Annotated in this window: 2 protein-coding genes; both read left to right on the top strand. The window is 56.8% G+C overall.

Annotated elements, in window-relative coordinates; translation table 11 throughout:
* The first annotated feature begins 12 nt into the window (after nt 1-12).
* Nucleotides 13-4,182 carry a beta strand repeat-containing protein gene (locus ACYVIA_RS22000; protein WP_460844413.1) on the top strand — a complete coding sequence of 1,390 codons (4,170 nt, stop codon included), beginning with the start codon at nt 13-15 and terminating at the stop codon, nt 4,180-4,182.
* Nucleotides 4,183-4,250: 68 nt separating this feature from the next.
* The coding region (locus ACYVIA_RS21995) for an HlyD family type I secretion periplasmic adaptor subunit (protein WP_460844411.1) at nt 4,251-5,688 on the top strand (1,438 nt) is incomplete at its 3' end.

Below are 5,688 nucleotides of genomic sequence, written 5' to 3'. Positions count from 1 at the left end.
CTGAATGGCGGCGTGGGTGCCGACAACATGCAGGGCGGCACGGGTGACGACACCTATGTGGTGGACGACGTCGGCGACATCGTGACCGAGGCGGCCAGCGCGGGCACGGACACGGTGCAGTCGAGCATCATCTACACGCTGACGGCCAATGTCGAGAACCTGACGCTGACCGGTACGGAAGACTTGAGCGGCACCGGTAACACGCTCAACAACATCATCACCGGCAACAGCGGCAATAACGTACTGGACGGCGGCGCCGGTGCAGACACCATGGCGGGTGGCGGTGGAGACGACACCTACATTGTCGACAACGCCAGTGACGTGATTGTGGAAGCGGCGAACGGTGGTAACGACACTGTATATTCCAGTGCAAGCTATACCCTGAGCGCCAACGTTGAAAATCTGGTTCTTACTGGCGCAGCGGCCATCAATGGCACTGGCAATGCACAAGATAACGTTATTACTGGCAATGGCAGCTCAAATGTATTGAGCGGCATGGCAGGAAACGATCTCTTGATTGGCGGTGCGGGGAACGACACCCTCGACGGTGGCCTGGATGCCGATACGATGCACGGTGGTGAAGGTAATGACACCTATGTGGTGGACAACGCGGGCGACCTGGTTGTCGAGAATGCGGACGAAGGCACCGACACGGTGCAGTCGAGCATCAGCTACACGCTGACAGCCAATGTCGAGAACCTGACGCTGACCGGCAGCGCCAGCATCAACGGCACCGGCAATGCGCTGGACAACGTCATCACCGGCAACACCGGTAACAACGTGCTCAACGGCCTGGAAGGCAACGACACGCTGATTGGTAGTGCGGGCAACGACACGCTGAATGGCGGCGTGGGTGCCGACAACATGCAGGGCGGCACGGGTGACGACACCTATGTGGTGGACGACGTCGGCGACATCGTGACCGAGGCGGCCAGCGCGGGCACGGACACGGTGCAGTCGAGCATCAGCTACACGCTGACGGCCAATGTCGAGAACCTGACGCTGACCGGTACGGAAGACTTGAGCGGTACCGGTAACACGCTCAACAACGTCATTACCGGTAACAGTGGCAATAACGTGCTGGATGGCGGCGCCGGCGCAGACACCATGTCGGGTGGCCGTGGAGACGACACGTACATTGTCGATAATACCGGCGACGCAATTGCGGAAGCGTTGGATGGTGGCGTCGATACTGTGCATGCAAGTGCGAACTACACATTGAGCGCCAATGTTGAAAACCTCGTACTCGTTGGTACAGCGAATATCAGCGGTACGGGCAACGCGTTGGCCAACTCGCTCATCGGTAACAACGGTAACAACGTCCTGGACGGCGCATATGGAGACGACATCATCCATGCCGGGGCAGGCAATGATGTTCTGATCGGCGGCGAGGGTGATGATCTTCTAAACGGCGAAGCTGGTGATGACCAGTTGTTCGGCGATGCAGGGAACGACACGCTTGACGGTGGCGCAGGCGTAGATTCGATGCGCGGCGGAGCCGGCAACGATACCTATATCGTTGATAACGTTGCCGATGTAGTCGTAGAAGTAGCCGGTGGCGGCATCGACAAGGTGCTTGCGAGCGTCAGTTACACCTTGAGCGACAACGTCGAGATACTTGCACTCACCGGGGACGGTGATATCAATGGCACGGGTAATGCCTCAGATAATGTCCTAATCGGTACCGGTGGCAATAACACGCTGGTCGGCATGGAAGGCAACGATACGCTTGACGGTGGTTTTGGCGATGACGTGCTGATGGGGGGCGCAGGAGATGACCAGTATGTGTTTCGCTTGGGCGATGGAAGCGATCGCATCATAGATACCCAAGGCAGCAACACGCTGCATGTCGGTAGTGGGCTGACCGAAGCCAACCTGCACGGGGAACGAGAAGGTGATGACATGGTTATCACTGTGCTCGGTTCTACAGAGAGTATCGTGCTGGCCGACTGGTTCAGTCAGCCTGAAGGTGTCAACCATATCGTCTTCGACGACGGCACCCAACTCGATCGCCAAGGCATTGAACTCCTGTTGAACCGCCCGCCAGTTGCAGCGGCCGACAGTGTCACGGTTTACGAGGATGGCGGCATTGCCAATATTCCTGTCACTCATCTGCTGGCCAACGATACCGATCCGAATCCTGAAGATGTCTTGACCGTCATCTCGGTCGGCGAGTCGCAGGTCGGCGCGTCGGTGTCCCTGGTGGACGGTACGGTTCAGTACGATATCGGCGATCGCTTCCAGCAACTCGCCGAGGGTGAAGTGCTGAAGGACAGCTTCGCCTATACGATCAGTGACGACCAGGGAGCGACCTCTACCAGTGTAGTGGAAGTCAACATCGTTGGTATTAATGACGCTCCCGTCGTATCTATCGATACAGCCCAGGCGATGGAAGATGTATTGACTTCGGTTAGCGGCAATGTGCTTGCCAACGACAGTGACGTCGATAGCGGAACCGTGCTGCAGGTCGCATCGCCGGGTACGATGGCTGGCATTTACGGCAATTTGACGCTTGCGCAGAACGGTAGCTATACCTACAGCCTCAATAGCGGGGCGGACAACGTTCAGTCCTTGAGCCAAGGGCAGGTCGTGCTGGACCGCTTCTCTTACGTTGCAACCGATGGCATTGCCGGCGTTGCTTCCAATCTGGAGATTACGATCACCGGCACGAATGATGCGCCTGTTGTCACGGCCGATGTTGCACAGGTCACGGAAGATGCACTGATCTCGACCAGCGGGAACGTGCTTGCCAATGACAGTGACGTCGATGCAGGTACAACACTGCAGGTGGTATCGCCCGGCACATTTGTTGGCGCTTACGGTAATTTGACGCTTGCGGCAGATGGTAGCTATTCGTACAGCCTGGATAACTCGGCTCTACATGTCCAATCTCTGGCGCAGGGGCAAGTGGTCATCGACCGCTTTACCTACGCTGCCACCGACGGGATCGTAGACGTTTCTTCCGTGCTGGACATTGCCATTACCGGCACAAACGATGCGCCCGTTGTTACGGCCGACACCGCCCAGGTAACGGAAGACACGATGACGTCGGCCAGCGGTAACGTACTCGCCAATGACAGTGATATTGATGCTGGTACGCTGCTCAAGGTGGCCGCTCCAGGCACTATTGCTGGTACTTATGGTGACCTGTCTATTGCGCAGGACGGACGATATACCTACCGCTTGAACAACGCTGCTGCCAATGTTCAGACGCTGGGGCGCCAGCATATTGTGGCTGACCGTTTTGCTTACGCCGCCACCGACGGTATTGTGGAGGTTACATCAGGTCTGGAGGTAACCGTGCAAGGAACCAATGACGCACCGATTCTGGTTGCATCATTGGCTGACCAGGACTTCACCTTCAATAAGCCGTTCTCTTGGCAAATGCCGGAGGGCAGTTTTACCGACATTGATGAAGGCGACACACTGACCTATGCGGCAACTCTGGCAGATGGTTCTGCTCTGCCTTCCTGGCTGTTCTTTGACGCTGCCACTCAGACTTTCTCCGGCTTTACGCCGAAGGAAGTTGGTTACATCGACATCCGGGTAACGGCCACAGACAAGGTTGCAGCCAATGGAAGTACTGAAGGCAGCCTGTCAGCATCCGATGTCTTCCGTCTGTCAGTCAGCCATGGAAATCAGGGCGTTGGCAACGGGCAGGATTCGTCACCGGCCGGTCACGGCTCCAACTTCAACGACGGGCCGGGAACCGCTCCGGGCAATCCGGGTGCTAAAGGCGGCCGCGTGAACGTCGGAATGGACCAAGTCCAGAATGACGCGGATGGCGGCAAGGCTGGTAAGGCTGGGGGCAAGGAGCAAGAAGTCGAGACCTCCGATACAAAGGCAGGCAAGCAGACGGTTCCCGCTTATCTGAACAGCAGCCAGCTGGAGCAATACGCCCCATCCTCGGCAAGCAGCATCGGCAATATCAGCTCCGCACAAGCGTTCGCGCACTGGCTCACTGTCGACTTGGCCGTATCAGCCGCACTTGCCGATCAGAAGTCGCTGTCCTGGCTCGACGATCGCTTGGGTGCCGATACCTCCGGCCTGAGCAAGGCAACGGTCGGCTATCTTGGCTCGACGACTAGTTTCGGTGGTGATGCGTTGTCGCTGGTTGCCGGAACCGGCAAGGAGATGAAGACCTTCCAGGGGCTTGGAAAAGGCGTGGCGAAAATCTCCTAATCGTCACAATCCGAACACGTCCGGGTTGGGTACCCCCGGACGTGTTCCTCATTTGTCGGATGCAATGCATGACTTTTTTAAAGCGATATCTGGAGAAGGCTGATCCGATTCCAACCGACTTTGCGCCTCCGTTGTTACGGTTGCAGCAGTCGGCGCCCAACCCGTTGGGCCGCAAGGTGCTATGGACACTGCTGATCCTGCTTGGCGCATTGCTGCTGTGGGCGGCCATTGGTCGCCTTGACATCGTCGCCGTCGCCGAAGGCAAGCTCGTTCCGCAAAGTTACCTCAAGATCGTTCAGCCCGCGGAGTCGGGGATTGTAAAGGACATTCTGGTCAGAGAAGGAGAATTGGTTCGGCAAGGCCAGGTATTGATGCGTCTGGACGCCCTGATCACCGAGGCCGATGCCAAATCTATCGAGGCTGACTATGACAGGAAACGTTTGGCATTGCGTCGCATTGATGCGGAACTTGGCAATCGCAGCTTCAAGATTGAAGCGAGCGATCCGCCGGATCTTGCAGGGGCAACAGAAGCACAATATCGAGCCAACCGGGCAGCTCTGGAAGCGGCCTTTGCCGAAGAAAAAAGCAGGCTGGTGAAGGCGCAGCAGGATCTGGCCGCCGCACAGCAGATACTCACCAAGCTAAACGAAGTGCTGCCACATTACCGCGAACAGGAAAAGGCATTCGAAAAGCTTGCGCGCGACGGTTTCGCAGGCGGCGTGATGGCAAGTGATAAAAAGCGCGAACGCATTGAAAAGGAGCAGGAGCTCAATACGCAGACCCACGTTATCGAATCGGCGAAGGCGGGAATTCTACAATCGGAGAAAAAGCTTGCGCAGATTGATTCGGACTATCGGCGCCAACTGCACGCTGAACGAAACGAGGCACAAGGTGCAGTCGAGAAGCTGGAGCAGGAGCTAGCGAAACAGGCGCATCGCAAGGACTTGCTAGAGCTCAAGGCGCCACAGGACAGTGTCGTTAAGGATCTTGCGACGCACACCAAAGGTACCGTCGTTCAGCCCGGCACGGTGCTGCTAACGCTGGTGCCGCAGGAAGAAGCATTGCGGGCGGAGGTTTGGGTATCCAATGAAGATATTGGTTTCATCAGGAAAGGTCAGATGGTAAAGCTCAAGTTTGCCGCCTTTCCGTTCCAGAAATACGGCATGGCGGAAGGCACGGTAGAACACATTGGTGCCGACTCTGCAGATGGCTCAGTAGAAAATGGCGCGCCACCAAGTAGCAAGTCGGGCCAAGCACAGCCCTTGGTGTACAAGGCGCTCATTGCACTTAAGTCAATGCAGCTGGAAGCAAACGGCGAGCGCTTTCCATTGCATGCGGGTATGCAGGCAAACGCGGAAATCTTGCTCGGAACGAGGCCCGGTAATCCCCCCGAGAAAGAAGCGGATTTGAAAGTAGAATTTTCTCCCATCAGAAACGAGGAAGTTTTACATGAAGAAGTCGCGTTTTTCGGAAAGCCAAATCATCGCCATTCTCAAGCAGGCCGAC

The sequence above is a fragment of the Noviherbaspirillum agri genome (assembly GCF_054780595.1).
Note: the sequence above shows the minus strand (reverse complement) of the source record. Positions and strands in the feature narration are given on the sequence as shown.